We start from the raw sequence: 18,875 nt of genomic DNA on the forward strand, positions 1-18,875 counted from the left end.
AGAGGAGCAATTCCTATGAAAGCCAAAATGATTCTGCTCGGTGTTCTGCCGCTCATCGCACTGGTAACGGTGGTGGGCTGCAACCGGCAGGCCCCGATGGATCCGCTTATGACGACGTCCGCCGATGGCGGGCTGTTCTATACTCAGGCTGCCGCGCCCGGTCCGGTGCAGTTCTCGGCACGGGTGGAGACCACTGATCAGAACCGTCTCATGCTGACCTTTGTCGGTAATCCCGATACCGTGTTCGCGCTGCACAACTGCCAGATTGTGCGACTCAAAGGCAGCACGGAGGCACCCATCCCGTTCACCGATATCCAGCCCGGAGATTCGATGGGCGTTGTTGGGACGCGTAACCAAGATGGCTACGTCTATGCCACCAAGCTTCAGTTGTGTCAATCGGCCGCCGGGCTGGGCTATGATCTGGCGTTCCGCGACACGATTGCCACGATTGACTACGCCGCAGGTACGTTCACGGTCAAGAACCACACCCAATCCATTCTCGTCGATGAGAACACGGTCATTTGGGGAGTAATCACCAAGCAGCAGTTCGGTCCAATGGACCCCACGATTGACCCCAACGGCCCGAACGGTGATTGCAATAACAGCGCCGGCAAGCCGAATCCCGACGGTCCTGGCGGCTTCCAGGTTTCGCACGATACCTCACTCGTCTTTAGCGACCTGCAGGTTGGTGATGTGGTGGAAGTCCGCGCGAATATTGTCGACGAAGCGACTCTCCTGGCCGGAAAGATCAAACTCATCAATTGTCCCGAAAAGCTCTGTGTTACCTTTGAGGCTTACCTCGCCTCAGTAGATGTCACCGCGCGAGTGGTGACCTTTGATGCTCTCCCCTGGATCGGTACGGTCTGCCAGGGTGCGAAGCTGACCGGGTTGGACGGTGAACCGCTCACCCTGGCTGATTTCGCGACCGGCGAATTCGTCTCCGTGAAGGGATTCCCTCTGGCTGGGGATACACTCAAAGTCTGCCAGATGGAAAAAACGGTCACGCCCTGAACCGTGACCCCCTGTCGCGCAGCCTGGGTGCCCTCTCGGGCTCGGCAGAGGTTACTGACCAGTGGGGTGATTGATGCTGAGTGGGTCGGGAAACCGATCCGCTCAGCGTCGCATACGAAGCGCGAAAAAGGAGTCGATATATCCGTGACCGACGAAACTCACACCAAGAAGAAAGGAGGCGCCAGGACAGAGTCACGAATACTATTTTCAGGCGCTGGTGTGCGCCCAAGTGATCACACCGCAGCCGACCGCCCGGCTTTGCTGAGGAAAGCAGAGGACGTCGGCAATCATCCCCATGTCACAACAACACTCACAAACCCCGTTGGAAGGACTGCACCATGAATAAGACGCGCTTTAGTCTTATTGCGGTATTGTTTGTCATCCTCCTGGTTGCCGCTTCCGCCCTTTTCTGGACCGGCTGCAACCGCGACATCAACGCGCCCGCCGACAATCTCGCTCTCACCAGCTACCTGCCTGGCGACCCCGCTGAAATAGCCAAAGTGATGGGTATTCAGAACAGGCACACCGATGCCCTGCTGGCTATCGATGGTGTCGTCGGTACCGGCACCAGCGTCGATGAAAACGGCAAGCCGGTCATCAAGGTGTTCACGTCGGGGCCAATTGAGGCGTCGGCCGGCAAAGTGGCCTCTTCGATCGAAGGCGTTTCCGTCGTTATCGAGGAAACCGGTGCCTTCACTGCCCACGAATTGACAGGTCGGTATCGTCCGGTACCTATCGGTGTGTCGGTAGGCAATAATCTGGAATGCGCAGCCGGTACGATTGGCTGCCAGGTGTACATCGGCGGGCAGAAGTACATTCTCAGCAACAACCACGTGCTGGCCCGCGAGAACAACGCGGCTATCGGCGAAGATATCGTTCAGCCGGGTCGTTATGACAATTCCCCGCTGTGCGCCAACTATGTCACCACCGATAAAGTGGCCGACCTGTCCGATTTCGAGCCGCTCAAGTTCGACGGTACCAATAACTACATCGATGCCGCTGTCGCCTTATACTCCACGACCGACGTTACCTGCGGTACACTGGCCAGTTATTACGGTTACCCCGGCAGCACGATCGTCGCGCCCGCCGTCGGGCTCACCGTGAAGAAGGTCGGACGGACAACGGAATTGACAACCGGTACGATCGCGTCGATCAACGTCACCGTGAATGTCGGCTATACGACGGGCACCGCCAAGTTCGTCGGTCAGTTCATGACGACCAGGAAGTTCGACAAGGCGGGCGATTCCGGCTCGCTGGTGGTCACGAATGACACCAACAACAATCCGGTCGGTCTCCTGTTTGCCGGAACCAAGACGGGTCAGGCGATCTGCAGCCCGATAGGAACGGTCTTAACACGCTTTAATGCCACCATATGCACCCAGTAGGTGCAGACTCCTGAGGTGGGATGCGGGGGCTCAGCTGGTGGGCCCCCGCGATAATACCAGCAAGTCTTCAAGCAGCAGTAGGAGCCGGTTGTGCGTCCAGTGTCTCGCGGATCTTTCGCGCTACGGTGTCGCGGCTAAATGGCTTGGTGATAATGCCTGCTCCGATGGCAGCGAGAAACTCTTCTGACAAGATCGTGTCCTGATATCCCGACATGAAGAGTATTTTCGTCTGTGGTCTGATGGCGCGAAATTGCTCGGCCAACTGACGACCATCCAACTTCGGCATGATCACGTCTGACAGGAGAAGATCAATGCCCCGGGTCAGGTCAAACGCGTACTCGAGTGCAATTTCGGGAGATTCGCAGGTAACGACCTGATAGTCGAGGTCCTTCAGCATTTTGCTCACCAGGGAGCGCACGATCTCTTCGTCTTCCACCAGTAAGATGGTCTCGCCCTTGGCCGCTGCCGGTTTGCTGTTGTCGACACTCACAGGCTCGCCAGGCTTGTCGCTCCGCGGGAGAAAGATCGTGAAGGTTGTCCCCAGACCCGGTTCGCTGGTCACTTCGATGCCCCCCTCCATCTGCTTGACGATGCCGTAGATGGTGGCTAATCCCAGACCCGTTCCCTGGCCAACCTGCTTGGTGGTGAAGAAGGGCTCAAAGATGTGCGTGAGTGTCTCTTCATTCATGCCGGCGCCATTGTCGCTCACTTGAAGCGTGACGTAGGAACCGGCGCGCAGGACGAAGCGGCCGATGGTTCGCTCTTCCGACAGCGTTTGATTGGTGGTCGCCAGACGGAGGCGGCCCCCCTCGGGCATCGCATCGCGCGCATTGACGACCAGATTCATCACCACCTGTTCGATCTGTCCGGGATCGGCGAGAACCACTGCCTGGTCCGCTTCGATCCTCAGGTCCATCTCGATGTTTTCGCCGATGAGGCGCTTGAGCATCTTGTTCATGTCGGTGATGAGCGTATTGAGATTGATGGTTTGCCGTTGGCCGACCTGACGGCGACTGAAAGCGAGCAATTGGCGTGTGAGGGCGGTGGCGCGGTCGGCTGCCTTCTTGATCTCGACCGCATCCCCCTGCAGTCGCTCGTCGGCCTGGAGCTTGCGAACCAGTATGTCCGAATAGCCGGCGATGACCGTCAATAGGTTATTAAAGTCGTGCGCCACCCCGCCGGCCAGTCGCCCCACTGCCTCCATTTTCTGCGATTGGGCAAGCATCTGCTCCAGCGCCACCTCGTGCGAAACGTCGCGCTTGACTGCCACGAAATTCGTACAGTTGCCGTGATGATCGAGAACCGGCGAGATTGTCATATCCTCAGTATAGCTGGAGCCGTCCTTCCTCAAGTTCACCAGCCTGCCGTGCCAGATTTTGCCTTCACTGAGCATTCGCCACATCTCCTCGTAAAACGCCGCGTCTTGTTTGCCGCTCCTCAGAATGCGCGGGTTTTTCCCCCTGACCTCGCCGGCCCGGTATTGGGTCATCCGTTCAAAGGCGGGATTCACGTATTCGATTGAACCGGATGGATCGGTGATGACGACAGCTTCGGCCGTCTGAGCCACCGCCGCAGCGAGTTTCTTGATCTGCTCTTCGGCCTGTCGTCGGGCCGTGATATCGCGAACGGTGGCATGGAGCACCGAGCGTCCCTGCAGTGTAATGGCGTTGAGAGAGATTTCGGTATCCACCAACTCGCCGGTAAGCCTTCGCACCTGCCATGTGAAGAACTGCGGCTTGCCGTCGAGTGCCTGGGCAATCAGTTCGGGTGTCAGATCTCCCGACGCCCGGCCGTCGGGTTGCACAGTCGGGGAGAGGTCGTCCGGGGTGCGTCCAACCAGCTCATCACGCGAGCCGCCGAAGAGATCGCATGCTTTCTCGTTGCAATCTATGACACTGTCCGTCAGCAGGAGAATGGCGTCGGACGAATGCTCGAATACGGTTCGAAACTTGTTCTCGCTCTCCTTCAGGGCACGCATGACATTTCTCTGATCGGTGTTGTCGATCATTACGCCCACGACGCCGGCGACTTCCTGATCGGGTCCGGAGAAGGTCGCTTCGTGGTAGATAATATCATGCCGGCTGCCGTCCGCGAACGTCATCGGCGCCTCGAACACGCGGACCCCGGGTTTGCGTTGCAGTTCGCTGGAAGTACTGGCGTGCAGAAGCGTTGGGTCAGCCGGGCACGATTCAAACGCGGTCCTGCCTATTAAGACATCCCTCTTGACTCCGGCGACGCGCTCAAAGGCCGAGTTCAGTCCCAAAAAGCGACCCTCTGCGTCTTTGTAGTACACGGGATTCGGTATCGTGTCCAGGAATTGTTGCAGGAAGTTGTACTGAGACCGGAGTTGTTCCTCGTACTTTTTGCGCTGACTGATATCGTGAAAGATCCCCTGTACGACATGGCGGCCGTCGGCCAGGACCAGCACATTGGCGCTGACTTCAGCGTGAACACGTAGCCCGTAGAAAGTGAGGATCTCAACCTCGACTGCCTGGCTGCTCTCTCCTGTATTCTGTGCGCCAAGCAACGCGTCATATTCGTGAGCGTGGTCGGGCGGATGAAGCTCGGATCGATGCATACCGATCAAATCCCACCTGGAGCGGGCAAAGAGTGCCGTCGCCTGCTCGTTGGCGTCAAGGACGTGGCCTGTCTCGGAGTCCCAGATGACAATTGCGTCACGCGCCCCTTCGAACAGCGTCCGAAATCGGTTTTCGGATTCCTGAAGCGATTCAGCGGCAAGTCGGCGGTCAGTAACGTCCTTCATATTGCCCAGGAGGTGCGCTGAACCGCTGTCGGCCTCGCTGACCATCGAGCCGACATCCTCAATATACCGGTAGGAGCCGTCTTTCACCCGCATACGGTATTCGGCGTGGAATGTGCCGCCGTGCCGAATCGTTTCGGCGAGTGCTGCCGAAACCCGTTCGCGATCATCGGGGTGAACTGCCTCCCGCCACACGTCGATGTCGAAAGCCTGATACTCCGCCGGCGTGTATCCCGTGATCTGCTGAATCGCCCCGGCCCGTGAGACCTGTTTCCCTGATACGTCCCAGTCGTAAATTATCTGTCCGGTCTGTTCGGCAGTGATTCGATACCGGCGTTCACTGGCGGTCAGCGCCGCCTCGTTTCCTTCGAGAGTGCGTGCCTGTTCGAGGAAGACCGCGATTGTCGAAGCTATCCTTGACATCTCCGGCCCACTTGTCTCCAACCGCGCCAGACCCCCCGTGTCACGTGCTTCCAGGCTGTCGCAGATTGTTGTCAGCGGACGACTGAACCAGCGTGAGATGGCGAAGCTGAACAGAAACATCATCATGGCGGCAAATACGACGGTGTAAATAAGGTAGCGTCCGTGGGCCGACTGAAGTTCGCGGGACAGCGGCAAATCGAAATCGCCGACAAGTGTCGCGATGGGCGCATGGTCAGGCCCAGGCAGCGGGCGTGTCACCCGGTACGTGTCGCGATCGGACGTTTCAAAGGAACTTTCACGTGATTCCTCGTGCCCTCGTACGACCGACAGTCTGGCCCCAAAGCCAAGCCGTCCGGCCAACTGAGCCAGACGGTCCGCATTCCAGATGCGACCTACCACAAATGTGCCATACACAGGAGCCGACCGCGAGTGGTCGGCAGTCGGCTGAATAGGAGCGCCCCAGAATTCGATAACACCCTCCGAAACACCAGTGAAAAAGTGTGCGAACGTATTTCCGGTAAGGCTCTTAGATGCTGCAGAATCCAGCTCCGCAAGAATATTCCGTTCCCGTGCGGCGCCGGTCGATGCGGCATATAACAGCGATGCCGATCCGTCAAACACCCATGCCACATCACCATCAGCCGAAGTCAGCGCCGGGACTAATGTTTCGCGCGCCCATTGTGTGTCCCTCGATTGCACGAAAGTGATCATCTCGTCCCACCTCGAATAATCGTTGCAAAGAGTCCGAATCGGCCCTCCACCTTGCTCAATCGATTGTTCGAGATCTCGGTCCAGGTGAGCCAAACTGTTCTTGATGACCTGATCGACCTTTGCCTCTTCCGCGGAATGTAGACTGTAGATGATCGAAACCGCACCGACTGCCAGTACGGACAACAGGAGTTGAAACCTCCGCTGAGTCGACAGCTTGTTAATCATGGTTCCCCGCACTCCACCCACCAAAGTCTATAGTTCGTGACGGTGCATACGGCCTGTCCGCAAGTCCTTATCAGTTAACGGCTTGGGTCGCATGCCGCCGGTCCTTCTTAAATACCGCGATTTCCCCTGCCAGCGGGTCGAGCTTGGCGATGGCACGCAGGCGGGCGATGCTCTGTGCTGTCAGTGTGGCGCCGGCCGCCAGAAGCAGAGAGCCGCTCATGGAATAGACGTCTCGGGCCAGCATCAGATTGGGCGACAGCTCTACTAGGCTGATACGCATCTCGTCGCTGGACAATAACCGATCGTTGACACGGGCAGCGTAATCGAGTACCGCCTGCACGATTCGTCCCGGGTACTGGCGGTCGGCATATTCTGCAAGATGCTGGCAGGTGTATTGATAGTTGAATTCCTGATTGTGCTGAGGACGATTTACGAGATGGTCGTACTCGTCGAGGATGCCTATAAGGAGAGCTTCGGACGTGATCTGTCCCCCCTTGAGATTCCGCGGAAAACCGCTGCCGTCCGATCGCTCGTGGTGGTCGAGAATAATCTCGCAGACCTGCTCATATTGCGGTACGCCTTTCAGATATTCGGACCCGATGAACGGATGAGTCCGATAAAGATCGTGCTCCTCCTTGCAGTAGTCGGAGATGTGTTTTTCGACGATGAACGGGGGAAGTCCTAGCTTACCACTGTCGTGCAAGAGGGCTGCAATCTCAAGCTGTCGCAGTTCCTCGCCCTTGTACCCGAGCGCTTCGCCCACGGCCAGGCAGTGATCTGCAACGCGACGGCTGTGGCTTCCCAGCTCAGGACGGGCCAGTTGTATCATGCTGAAGAGCGCCTTGGTACCCGCGTGCATACCCTGCGCCAGTTGCTCATTGAGTGACCGCGCCGTAAACAGCGCGTCGGCCAGTTGTTTTGTGCGGAGCTGTATTTGATGGTCAAGCTGGTCGTTCAGCTTAGTCAGTTCTTCATTCTGAGATTTGGTAAGTTCCTGAAGTCTGCGGTTCTCAGTGGTCAGACCGTGGAATTCAACCGCCTGTCTGACCGCAGTACGCAGTTCGTCGTCCTTCCAGGGCTTCACGAAGAATCGGTAAATCTCGCCGCTGTTCACTGCCTTCTGAACCGCCTCGAGATCCGCCTGGCCGGTGAGAAATATCCTGACCGTGTCGGGCCGCTTTTCCTTTACGCGCGCGAGAAACTCGGCCCCGGTCATCTGCGGCATTTTGTGGTCGCTTACCAGGACGGTGATGCTGTGCTGGGACATCACTTCCAGGGCCTCAAGGGGGGAGGCCGCGAAATGATATTCATAGTTCTCAAAGCCCCGGAAGGCCCGCTTAAGGGCCGCGAGGATCGATTGCTCGTCATCGACAAAGAGTACTTCAGCCATCTTCAACCTCAGGTCGTGAGCATGCGGAGTTGGTATTCCAGCTCCTCGTCCAGCGTGTCCGTCACGTCCTGGTAGGCGTCGACATCGAAAACGACCGGCGGTTTCAACCGGGCCAGCGGGAAGCCGTGGCCATGGGCGTTAACCAGTACGTTGGCTGTCCAGAGCAGCGAGCGCTCTACGCCGGGTGCCCCTTGCACCGGCTCGCACGCATGGTGGTACTCCACGAGTTCGATCACGGCGGGCGGGAACTTCCAGTTCCGAAACAGCTCGGCCGCAATGGCGGCGTGAGTGTGGTGGAAGAGCCGGGCTTCGATGTCGTACACCGGTTCACTCGTCTGAGCTTGCGTCTTGACGATCCCCTTCCAAACCTCAGGCCAGTAATAGGCCATGATCATCTTGCCCACATCATGAATGAGGCCTGCGAGATAAAGGCTGTCGCCGAGTTTGCGGTCACGCCGTGCGCCCAGTTTGTTGGCGACGATAGCGGTAGCGTAGGAATGTTTCCAGAAATCCTGCATGTTGAACAGCGCCGACCTCGGCTGCAGCTGATTCAGGCCTTTCTGAATGGACAAGCCGGTCGTGATACTCTTGATCGAACCAACGCCCAGAACGAACAAGGCATCCTTCACCGTCTCCACCTGCCGCGCCACCATGTAGAACGGGGAATTGGACAAATGGATGACCTTGGTTGCCAGGGAAGGATCGGATGAGACAACCACCGCTAAATCGTCCATCGATACAGTGTCGTCCTGCAGCATGGCAAGGAGCTTGGTCGTCACCTTGGGGAACGGCGGCAGCATGGACAACTGCTGCAAGACATCGGCTACGGCACGGGGCATCAGGACTTCTCTCCGGCCGGCGTCATCAGCGGCACGGCGGTTGCGTCATCGAGGGTCAGTTCGTGTGTCTTGTACGGTTCAATTTCGCGAAACAAATCGGGATGTTTCTGCTGGAGATGTTTCAACAGCGCCGACTTCGCTTCCAGTTCAGCCATGAGCCTCCGATTGTCCTGCATGAGCTTGTATTGCGCCAGGGCGATATTGACAGTGGCCTTGAGATCGAGGTCGGCCCAGGGCTTGAGGATGAAGCGGTACGCTTCCCCTTCATTGACCGCCTTCAGCACCGCCTCCATATCGGACTGGCCTGACAGTATGATCCTCAGCGTGTCGGGATACAGGTCCTTGACCTTCCGGGTCAGTTCGACACCGGTCATACCGGGCATCATATTGTCCGTGACCAACAGTTGTACGGGCTGATGTTTGAGCAGTTCCAAGGCCTCCTCGGCGCTGTTAGCCGTCACCACGGCAATTGGATCGCCCCGAAACAGGCGAAGCAGCGCTTTCAAGATGAACGGCTCATCATCGACAAACAGTACTGTGTATTGCTCCATACGTTTCTTACCTCGCTACTTGACGGCGGTACCTTGCACGTCGTCCATCGTGAGCACACCGACCAACGGCAGTTCCACCACAAAATCAGTGCCCACACCAAGCTCGCTGGTCACAGAGATCGTGCCGCCATGCTTCTGTACAATCCCGTAGGAAATACTCAGCCCCATGCCTGTCCCTTTGCCCGGCGGTTTGGTGGTGAAGAAGGGATCAAATATCCGCGATAGTACTTTCTCCGGTATGCCCTGGCCCGAATCGCGGATGCTGATTTCGGCGTTTCTCGATTTGGTTCTGGTCGTGATGGTCAGGGTTCCTTTGCCTTTGATCGCCTGCGATGCATTGACGAACATGTTCGTGAATACCTGGACCAACTGGCTGGGGTAGCAGGTTATCTCCGGCAGCTCGCCGTACTCTTTGACAACCTCGAGGGTGTACTTTATCTCGTTTCGTACCAGGTTGAGCGCGTCGTCGATCAGGCCGTTTATCTGACAGGTCTGCGGGGTATCGCTGTCAGCGCGGGCGAATGTCTTGAGATCCTTGACGATCTTGGACACCCGACCCAGCCCGTCGAGCGTTTCCCGCAGCAGTTGCTGCGAGTCCTCACAAATATAGTCCACGTCACAACTTGTTCGGAGCTGGTCGATCTCGCTAAGTGCAGCCTGCCGGTCCTCCGTGTTCGTCAGGCACTGCCCGACACCCTGCAGGTATTTCGTGAGCTTATCGAAATACCCAACCAGAGTGTTGCAGTTGCTGGTGACGAAACCGAGCGGGTTATTGATCTCATGGGCCACCCCCGCCGCCAGCTCGCCGATCGAAGCTAACTTGGCCGTCTGCAAGAGCCGGCGCTGGAGCATCTCCGTTTCCGTGATGTCATGAATAATGAACACGATGGCCGTGGTGGCCTCGCGATGCCGGATCGGATACCCGATCACGTTGAGCTTGGCGTCGTTCTGGGGATTCGAGAAATCACGTTTGTACAGGTTGGGTGCGTTTAGGACACGAGCGCCCAGATCCTCAAAGCACGGCCAGCAATCATCCGTTAGCAACTGCCGCAACGGCTTGCCGAGTGACCCCATGGCTGCCAGGTCCGGTATGGTCAGTAATCGGAGTGCAAACGTGTTAATCAGGTGTACATGCAGCGATGTATCGGTTGCGATCAACCCGAAATTGGCGCTGGTAATGATACCGTTCAGCAGCTCCTTCTCGGCCAGGAGTCGCTCGGACTGGAACTCGAGGTCCCGGGTCTTGGTCTCAACCAGATTCTCGAGGTTCGAGGCCCGCTCCTCCTGCTGTTCAATGGTGCTGACATGCACCAGTGCTCTTTCGATCAGATCAAGGAGTTGGGTGGCTGAGAACGGTTTTTCGAGAAAGCCGATCGGCCGCAGACGGATCGCTTTGGCGAGTGATTCGTACTCGGCGAAGCCGGTCATGAAAGCCACCAGCGTGTCGGGAGAGAAGGCCTTAACCGCTTCAGCCAGTTGAACACCGGACAGGCCCGGCATCTTGATGTCAGTAACGATGAGGTGGAACGATACCTGCTTCAGGGCCTCAAGCGCCGCGTCGGCACGGTCGGCGGCTTGGCAGTCGTATCCGGCCTCACAGACTTCGCGGTGCAGCAGCGAAAGAATGGACTGGTCATCATCGACCAACAGGACCCGGAACTCTTTTCGAGCCAGACTGCGCCCTGTCTTGCTGACCAGTTGTGTTTCTGAATTCCCACCCACGGGTAAATCCTCATTCCCGGACCGGTTACGTAGAAGTATCGGAATTGTCCGGTTTTCCTGAACCCCCGACTCGATAAGTGGCGCGCGACAAAAGGAGCGATTCCCCCCGTCGGTCACAACGCAGAGCTATGCCAGTTCGCTAATCGGTCAATTGCTGGCGGCGATTGACCAGACCTACGCCACTTTGACTTTCTTCACGCGTGACAGCGGTGTACCAACATCGTCTCGTTTGTCTCGCGGGGTTATGGTCCAGCCGTTCTTGAAGCGCAGTCGAGGCTCGTCAATTTCGATCTCGCGTTGACTCGACTGGTCTTCGACGCTGACCCTTACTCGCCGGCGGTTCAGAATGGCCGCCTGAACCAACGCCCACGAGACAGCATGGGTCAGATCCGGTCTTCCGCGCAGTATGCCGAGTTCATTATCGAGAGCAGCCAGCGTTTCCTCCACCGGGAACGACTGGTGTGATACGGTCTTTTTGAGGAGTGCATCGATCTCGGTGCGGTATTCTCCGCCGACATGGAGTCGCAACAACCGAAGAGCGATAACCAGCAGGACACTTTCGTTCATGGCCAGATTCTCAAGCGAGTAGGTGACTGGCCGTGCCAGACAGTACGCCTTGAGCGTCCGGTCATAGTACACCGGAATATCCGCTTCGGAAATGGTATTGATGTAGCGATAGACCGAACGTTCGTGAATTCCACAGAACCGCTTAAATGTGGCAACAGTGACATGTTTGCGACTCTGCAGAAGGCTGATCAGGCGAAGGACCCGTGAATGCTTTTCCATGGCGGTGCTCTCCTTTCGGCGGGAGAGCGGACCTGCACCGCCCTCCCACTGGTTTGGGTGTCATAGAACGGGCAGCAGAAATACGATGATGTCCAGCAGCGAAGGCGTGGCTGTCACCGACTCGCTTGAGGTAGTCGTGGTTGTGTCGGGCGGCAGCGCGTTGGTCCCGGTCGTGTCGATGCCTTGGGTCGGCGGGACGGGTGAGGTCCCATCGGCGGTTGCTGGGGAAACCGCTAACTGGAAGATCAGTGTGATGGCGGCCAGCAGCGCCAGCCATCCCGCGGCACGGTGTCTCTTTAGACCTGTGGTCATTGTGTCCTCCTTCTCGACTTGGGTTCATCAGGTCAGGAGGGAACCAATTCACACCGCGTGCCATTAGATCGAGAGAGCTTGTGAATCTCTGTATCATACTTTCCAGCAAGAGGTTACTGGAATTATGGAGGAATGATTGATTGGGCTCGCATGCCTATCCCATGCAAAACCGTGGCAAGATAAACTATTAACTCTATGATTAGCAGCGGACAAGCCGCGCCACGGCGATCATCCACCGGTGGCGGGGTGGCGAGAAATAGGGGGTCAGCGGTTTTTTCTGATCCCGTATTTTTTGATTTTTCTTCTCAGAGTGGTGAGCGGCATGTTGAGCGCTCGGGCGGTTGCGCTGAGATTCCAGCCCGAATCAGCTAGCGCCTGGCGAAGTCGAGCAATCTCCGCCCCGGCAGCAGCCTGATCCTGAACCGGACCTGCTGAACCAGGCTGTACGATTTCGGCTGGAAGCATAGCAGCGGTTATCCGTTCTCCGGGATAGAGAATGCAACAGCGCTCAACTGCGTTCTTCAGTTGTCGGACGTTCCCCGGCCAGGAATAGCGCATCATGGCTTCGATAACCTGGTTGGTGAAAATTGGCGCCTTCTTGCCGGTGGCGTGAATCTGAAGGAAGTGCTCTATCAAGAGTGGGATGTCGTCCGGGCGTTCCCGGAGCGGTGGTATTTCGATCATGAACGTGTTGATCCGGTACAACAGGTCCTCTCGGAAGGTCTTGTCGATAATCATCTGGCTAAGGTCCATGTTGGTGGCGTAGATGAATCGGACATCTGTCTGGATTGGCCGGTTGCTGCCGACTTTCTCGAATTGCTGGTATTCCAGCACCCGAAGAACCTTCATTTGAACCGACAGCGGCATATTACCAATCTCATCGAGATAGAGCGTACCGCCGTTGGCCGCCACAAATCTGCCGTCCCTGGCAACAGTCTGAGTAGCGGCACCATGCTCCACTCCGAATAGCTCGGCTTCGATCATGGTCTCTGGGATCGCCGCACAGTTGAGTTTGACCAGGGCATGCTCGGATCGGAGACTCTGTGAGTGAATCATCTGGCACAGGATCTCCTTACCAGTACCGCTTTCCCCGACCAGGAGTACCGGTGCGTCGGTCTTGGCTATCGCACCCAACTTCCCAAGCAACTCTTCAATCGAGCGATTCCTCGTTACAAACGTCCCGGAGTATCCCAGGCGTCCCAGGTCGCGCTGCAGTTCGACATTGGCAAATCGCAGGTTGCAAAAACTATCCACCGTGGCCAGCGCTACTGCGATCACGTTGGCGATGGTCAGGATGTATGTGATGTCCTCTTTATCAAAAAGCGTCGGAATCGCATGATGGTCGAGGTAGAGAACGCCAAGTGTTTCTTCGTCGTAGGTAAGCGGTACCGCCATCACCGACATGATGTTGTGCAACAGCACGCTCCGGAACTGGTTGGTTCGTTTGTCCTCGAGGGCGTTCTCGATAATGAGGGGCATCGCGTCGCGCACGACGGCGGACGGTACATTGCGACTGATATCCAGTATATCGGTCAGGCTCTGATCGTCGCAATTGACAGAAGCCGCGATATGCAGCTTGGCTGGGCCGCGCGACGTGAGGAGCAGCACGCCTCGCTCCGCGCCGGACTGATCAACTGCAAACTGAACCAAGCGCTGCAAGGATTCGCGGTAATCTCCGATTCCCTTGAGTATCTTGGACATGTCGTGAAACGATGAAATGAGCTGACTCTCATGGTCCTCGGTCGTACCTGTCGAATTCAGTAGTTCTTGGATCCGGCCCGCCAGCAAGTTGTTGCCAAGAGCCTGTGCCAGCCGCAGAGACTGACGCAGAAACTTGCGGGCATGGCGGGGCTGGGCCTGTTCGCGATACAGTGCGGCCAGCTTCATCCCTGTCACGAGGGCAAGAAAGTTCTGCTGAGCCGCAAGCATTATTCGGAAGGCTTCTTTGAAAGAAGCCAGTCTTGCCCGCGGACCGGCGGTGGACTGACCATCGTGAATCACCGCCGCCAGGGCTGCAAAGACCGGCACCCGTGACTTGTCGACAGGCTTAAGAAGACTCTCCACTGCCGCAAGATCCTGCGGACCAAGAGAGTGTGACTCTTGCACCAATACGTGATAATACCCGACTGCGGCGTAGTACCGACATCGCAATTGAGCCAGACGTCCGGATGCCGCGGTGATCTCGGCCGTCAGATCCGTCGGTCCGATGTAGTGCCGGCACAACAAGACGAGCATGCGAATCTCAGCGAGCGATGCTTCATCTTGCAAGTGCTCGAACTTCAATATCGCCGTTTCGGCAAATCCACGACACTGAGTGAGATTTCCCTCCATCAATGCCGCCTCACACAACACGTGGTAAGCCTTGGCGATGGTCTTGGTCGCTTCACCTTCCTCGACCAGTTCGAGCGCCCGATAGGCCGCTTCCTTTGCTGCGGCCAGTTCACCAAAGTTGAGCTTCAGAAACGCAAGTTGCTGGTAGTGCGTGATCATGGTCGTTCTGCCGCCGGTAGCCGACGCTGCCTCAAGCGTTCGCTGCATCCAGTAGTCGGCTTTCTGCCGCTCGGCCAGGCGGGTATAGGAGGTGGCAAGATTGTAACAGATGATGGCGAACGATGACCGGTTGCCGCTGCTGTCGGCGTGCTTCATCGACTGCTTGCTTACACGGAGGACAGACTCGTGGTCTCCGAAATCGCTCAGAAGTACGGCAAACCCCACGAATATCGGGAGCACACGTCCCGTGATCGAATGCTCCTCCGCCACCTGTATGGCCTTTGCCACTTCTCGTCTGGCGGCATCGAACTGGCCACGGTACCAGTACAGCATCCCCTGCGTGTAAAGCGCCATTGCCAGAGTCTCGGCGAACCCGTTCTGACGGCAGTGACCGATGACGCTGTCGAGTAATTCCTGCGACCGCTGGTACTCTCGTTGCGATATGAGGAGCCAGGCGTGGATACGGCGAAAGGCCTCTCGCGCCTCTTGGTCGGTTGTCTCCTCGACATACGGTGAGAGAGATGCCACCACTGCCTGGGCGCGATTGAGTCGCCCAGTGTTCAGCAACACCGGAAGTAGACGAAGCGCCGCTCCAAGCCGCCCGGCGCCGTTCAATTGGGGGAGCGCATACAGTGTCTCGAAATGTTCCGCCGCTTGGCTCAATCGACCGAGTTGGTTCGCAATCCGCCCCGCCTGCTCAAGGAGAACAACGATCTGGTCCGTACTGCCTGTATTCTGCAATAACCTCAGACCGGCGCGGTACGACAGATACGCCTGCTCCAAGTGACCCGACTGCTCGTGCATAGGGGCACGGGCCATCAGATGGGCGGCATCGCCGCCGTTGTCTGCCGACCCCGGCGATGTACGGGGACGCCCGTCCGCAACCGCTTGCAAAGCGCTGTAGGTCGCCTCCAGGAGCTGATCGTCGGCAGGCAGATGCCAGTAGTCGCCGTTCTGCTCGACGCTCGCCCGGTGTATCAGTTCTCCCAAAATGCGGAAGGTGCGCAGTTCGCTTCGCTGTGCTGCATCCGAAAAGGCTTCGAGCAGCTCGTCGCTCAAACCCATCACCCGGCATTGGCGGCGAACAAAATCGGCGAAACCGGCTCGCTTGAGCAGCTCCTTTTTGTCAATCTGCGCGCGCCGAGACCGAACGATCTGACGAAGGAGGACTTTGATTATGTCGGCGTGCCGCTGTTTGTCAAGGAGGCCGATATTGACCAGGGCCGCCAGAAGCACTCGAGGCCTCTGCAGATAATCTTCCGCGACGAGTTTCTCGGCAAGCCAGGATATTTTCTCACGAAGCGCGTCATTTGCAGCGCCGGACAATTCCGTGGATGTCGACAGCAGCGACAAGACCGACTGCAACTCCCTGCCCAGAGAGTAATTGTCCGATTGAGCGACAATCCGCTCGTTGGCCAGGATCTCCGGCGCGATCCGTTCCGGAGTACCAAATACCTTCGCGCTCAGCTTGCTGTCGATGGGGCAGAGAAAATCGAGATCGACCAGACGAACCTGCGGTCGGCCGTGTAGGCGCACCAGAAAGTTGGCCAGCTTCAGGTCGCCGTGCACGTAGCCCATCTGGTGGACGTAGTCTACGATGCAGCAGATCTCCGGGAGTATCCACTCTAATTGGCTCCAGAGCAATGCGGGCGTCAGTTCCTGCCAGTTGGCGGTGTCGAGATACGGATACTCGATAAACAGCACATCATTTTCGGTGACTTTTCGGCGCGCTCGCACTACGCGAGGCCAACGCAGAGCGCCTTGAAGCCGGAACGACTGGAGCAGAAGTTGCCTGGCGGCGGCCGGCTCGGTGGCCAATGGGCTGGTAGAGCTCTTGACAATTGCTGCCAGACCGTTTTCGGCGTGTGACGCCAGCCATGTCTGGCAGGCGCTGTTTTCGGACAGGAGTTTTTGGAAACGAAAAGCCTTGGAAACAGGGTGCTTCATGATACGGACCGATCCAGCCAACTGTCGGCAATATCGCGCCTTACCGCAGATGTCCGGTCAACTCTCCTCTTCAAGATAGGTCAAATCCGTCTGGAGCCAAGACGAATTTTTTTGAAAAAAGTTCAACTCAAACTGACAGGTTCTGTCATAGTCGCTCGCGATATTGCGGGTTGTCGGCTGGAACCGGCCAGAGGTGGGGTGCCAGTTATTGTCGGGACGGGAAGGCGCGGAACTGTGTCAGTCGGGGGTGTGGGCTGTCACTATCGTCCTCCGCCCGCCTTCCCGCGCCCGAGAACAGCGGCTCGGCGCTCCATTTTGCTGTTGATTCAACTTGACGGCGCGGTTGCGGTTTTGCACACTAAAGGCAGGGAAACGTCTCTACTCTACAGTGCTCGAAATGGGGGTTAGGTTAGGTGTGGTAGTACGGCTTCGCCTGAAAGGAGGGTGATGGTATGGGATAGTTTGACACGAGCACTATATCCGATTCATATCTTTCACATCGTTCCGTCTTAATGTTAGACGAATCACCAGAAATGGAGGAAATTTGTATGACGTTTCGAAGGAAGCATTTCACGGACCACTCGGTCGAATTGGCTGATGGAGTGGCAAAGGAGTATCCGGCTTCGCGTTTGCTCTGGGTAGTTCTGCTTACGACGGGACTGGCCCTTGGGCTGCAGCCGGCTCCTGTCCGTGGAAGTGACAAACTAATACCGCGAATCAAGTACTCATTGGAGCCAAACACGCCTTTAAGGGCCGCTGGTCCCGCCACGTTGGTCTTCAGCTTCATTCCTGCCGTCCATGGTTGTGACAGTGTGCAAGTAACCGTCACTACGGATGGGAACCTTGAATGCCACTCACCCAAGCAATGGACCGTCGTCTTTGGCGCCAAGCCTCCGTACACGCCGGACACCAGTCTGCTCGAGGTTGTGATCGGAGACAAGGATACATGCGGCTTCACAATCCACCTGGACTGCCCCCGGTTTGATTGGGATATCGACAGGTTCTTCGTCACGACTGGGGACACAATCGAAATATTCAGTGGCGATCCAAGGTGGATTGACCGCGATTTTCCCCAGGTCCCGAATTACCCCCAGCCTCCGCAAGGGAGGCGGGTGCGGGGAGAATTCCCGCTGCTGGATTCCCTGTTTCCGTTTGAGGACGATACCGTTACAGTCCCAAAGCAGACTCTCCGCAGGAGCGAATCGAAGGCTGAGGATGAACGGCTGGAGATGCGGCGGTTGGAACTGACACCTCTGGCTAACGCCTCGGTTCAGACCATAATGGTCGATGGCCAATACTACCAACGCCGGAAGGGTGAATACAAGTTCCATCCCATCGAAGTGATAACCGACATGCGGGCGCACAGTCAACGGCGTTTGGACTCCGTCATGGCGGCTGACGCCGGACGGTTGCATGACACGTGGCTGGACCTGCGCGATTCCGCGAAGTACGAATGGGCCCGCAAAAATGTCGACTCACTGATTCCCACGACCGTCCCTGGGATATTTCACGCCTTGATCACCAAGCAGACCATGAACAAACTCGGTGAGAAGGACATTGAAATGCACCAGTGGATGGTCAACCTTCCCGGCAAGCGAAAACTGGGTGAGCCGGAGCAGCAGCCATCGGACACCGTTGACCTCCCGCGCGGCGGCGGCAGAGTAAGGCCAAGTTCTCCGCAAAGCAGTCTGTTCTACGAATCATTCGACGACTAATTCCCCAGCGATTGGAACCTGGTCGACTCCAATGTCACCAGCGGCTATGATTATTGGTACTACGTCTACAACTGCTATAGTACGAGCGGGTCGTACTCGGCGTGGTGTGCGGGAGCGGGAGACATGGCTGATTGCTCAAACTACGACAACGACATGAACGCGTTCATGTACCAGATTTACGCTATAGACGTCACTGATTGGACCAACCTGTGGTTGTACTATGCAGTCTTGTATGATACGGAGTTGGGGTACGACTATCTGCTTGTTCATTACTCCTGGGACCGGCTGAACTGGATTCCCCTGGAGTATCATGAGGGTTACTTGGGTGGCTGGGAATATCCGGCTTGCCCCATCACAAAGTCTGGAAACACCCTATATCTGCGCTTTCAGTTTTACAGCGACTATACACAGACAGGATACGGGGTATATCTTGACGATATTGAAGTCACTGGGGACCCTATCCCCAAACCCAATCTGTTCTGACCTTCCCCTGATTTTGTGGACAATCAGTTAATCAATGGTGTCAGTCGCTCGAACTCAGCCGGGCTGTGTGAGCCCGCCGCCGAGTGTCGGCGCTGACGGTTATAAAACACTTCAATATACTCAA

General features: G+C 57.0%; 13 protein-coding genes. 4 read left to right on the forward strand and 9 right to left on the reverse strand.

The window, feature by feature from the left end; genetic code table 11:
* The first annotated feature begins 15 nt into the window (after window positions 1–15).
* Together AB1644_13560 and AB1644_13565 are read left to right on the forward strand one after the other, a co-directional pair.
* Window positions 16–1,011, forward strand: coding sequence for a DUF5666 domain-containing protein (locus AB1644_13560; protein MEW6052074.1), 996 nt, complete (start codon window positions 16–18; stop codon window positions 1,009–1,011).
* Window positions 1,012–1,349: 338 nt separating this feature from the next.
* Window positions 1,350–2,396 (forward strand): hypothetical protein, encoded by a 1,047-nt coding sequence (locus AB1644_13565; protein ID MEW6052075.1) that lies wholly within the window; start codon window positions 1,350–1,352, stop codon window positions 2,394–2,396.
* Between the two features lie 67 nt (window positions 2,397–2,463).
* Here the strand turns inward: AB1644_13565 and AB1644_13570 are convergent, their stop codons facing one another.
* The 8 genes from AB1644_13570 to AB1644_13605 all read right to left on the reverse strand — a co-directional run bounded on the left by AB1644_13570 (window position 2,464) and on the right by AB1644_13605 (window position 16,553).
* Window positions 2,464–6,516 carry a PAS domain S-box protein gene (locus AB1644_13570; GenBank protein MEW6052076.1) on the reverse strand — a complete coding sequence of 1,351 codons (4,053 nt, stop codon included), beginning with the start codon at window positions 6,514–6,516 and terminating at the stop codon, window positions 2,464–2,466.
* Window positions 6,517–6,586: 70 nt separating this feature from the next.
* Window positions 6,587–7,906, reverse strand: coding sequence for an HD domain-containing phosphohydrolase (locus AB1644_13575; protein ID MEW6052077.1), 1,320 nt, complete (start codon window positions 7,904–7,906; stop codon window positions 6,587–6,589).
* An 8-nt stretch (window positions 7,907–7,914) separates the two neighbouring features.
* A complete protein-coding gene (locus AB1644_13580) occupies window positions 7,915–8,745 on the reverse strand; it encodes an HDOD domain-containing protein (GenBank protein ID MEW6052078.1) in 831 nt (276 codons plus the stop codon).
* Window positions 8,745–9,296, reverse strand: a complete 552-nt coding sequence (locus AB1644_13585) for a response regulator (GenBank protein ID MEW6052079.1) — start codon at window positions 9,294–9,296, stop codon at window positions 8,745–8,747. Before AB1644_13585 ends, AB1644_13580 begins: the two co-directional genes overlap by 1 nt.
* Before the next feature lie 15 nt (window positions 9,297–9,311).
* Window positions 9,312–11,018, reverse strand: coding sequence for an ATP-binding protein (locus AB1644_13590; GenBank protein MEW6052080.1), 1,707 nt, complete (start codon window positions 11,016–11,018; stop codon window positions 9,312–9,314).
* Between the two features lie 174 nt (window positions 11,019–11,192).
* Entirely contained in the window at window positions 11,193–11,804 is a 612-nt protein-coding gene (locus AB1644_13595; GenBank protein ID MEW6052081.1) for an HTH domain-containing protein, read from the reverse strand.
* Window positions 11,805–11,864: 60 nt separating this feature from the next.
* Window positions 11,865–12,116, reverse strand: a complete 252-nt coding sequence (locus AB1644_13600) for a hypothetical protein (protein MEW6052082.1) — start codon at window positions 12,114–12,116, stop codon at window positions 11,865–11,867.
* A gap of 264 nt (window positions 12,117–12,380) precedes the next feature.
* Complete coding sequence (locus tag AB1644_13605) at window positions 12,381–16,553, reverse strand: sigma 54-interacting transcriptional regulator (GenBank protein ID MEW6052083.1); 4,173 nt, start codon at window positions 16,551–16,553, stop codon at window positions 12,381–12,383.
* A gap of 548 nt (window positions 16,554–17,101) precedes the next feature.
* Here AB1644_13605 and AB1644_13610 point away from each other — a divergent pair.
* A complete protein-coding gene (locus AB1644_13610) occupies window positions 17,102–18,268 on the forward strand; it encodes a hypothetical protein (GenBank protein MEW6052084.1) in 1,167 nt (388 codons plus the stop codon).
* 123 nt (window positions 18,269–18,391) lie between these two features.
* Window positions 18,392–18,751 carry a hypothetical protein gene (locus AB1644_13615; GenBank protein MEW6052085.1) on the forward strand — a complete coding sequence of 120 codons (360 nt, stop codon included), beginning with the start codon at window positions 18,392–18,394 and terminating at the stop codon, window positions 18,749–18,751.
* A gap of 23 nt (window positions 18,752–18,774) precedes the next feature.
* Here the strand turns inward: AB1644_13615 and AB1644_13620 are convergent.
* The coding region (locus AB1644_13620; protein MEW6052086.1) for an IS3 family transposase at window positions 18,775–18,875 on the reverse strand (101 nt) is incomplete at its 5' end.

The sequence above is a fragment of the Candidatus Zixiibacteriota bacterium genome, assembly GCA_040753875.1.
Classification (GTDB): domain Bacteria; phylum Zixibacteria; class MSB-5A5; order GN15; family FEB-12; genus DATKJY01.